The 418-nt window shown below is 70.6% G+C and carries 1 protein-coding gene; it reads right to left on the bottom strand.

The features are described 5' to 3' along the window. Window positions 1–215 (bottom strand): hypothetical protein (locus ACG2DA_RS23080; protein ID WP_395259013.1); only part of this gene is annotated, 215 nt, incomplete at its 3' end. Window positions 216–418: the final 203 nt, after the last annotated feature.

Here is a 418-nt window from a genome sequence, read left to right as displayed (position 1 = left end):
TCCCACGGCCGCCACATCGACCCGGCCCCCGTCCGCAGGCAGACCAGCCCCTCGCGGAACAGGTCGTCCCCGGCGAAGTCGTCGGCCCCGCACTCCCGGCGGACGTAGCAACCGTCCTCGTCCTGCCCTTCGAGGACGACGCAGGCCCGGGAGGTTGATTCGATGTATTCGGAGAGGGTGTAACTGGATTGCAGCTTGAGGACGGAGAGCGACACGGCGCACCGGGGGCGTGAGGGGCACGGAGAAGCCCGGCCGGCAGAGAGCCGGCCGGGCGAGGGAGGGGACGCGGGACGCGATCAGAACGTGTCTTCGCCGGCGTCGGCCACGCAGTACTTGGCGACGTTCTCGCCGAGCGCGTGCCGCTTCTCGAAGCCGCACAGTTCGCACCGGTACTGCCGACCGCCGACCGTCACCCCGA

Source organism: Alienimonas sp. DA493, from assembly GCF_043951915.1.
In the GTDB taxonomy this organism is placed as follows: Bacteria; Planctomycetota; Planctomycetia; order Planctomycetales; family Planctomycetaceae; genus Alienimonas.
The sequence above is the reverse complement of the archived record's forward strand: the minus strand, read 5'-3'. Positions and strand labels throughout refer to the sequence as shown.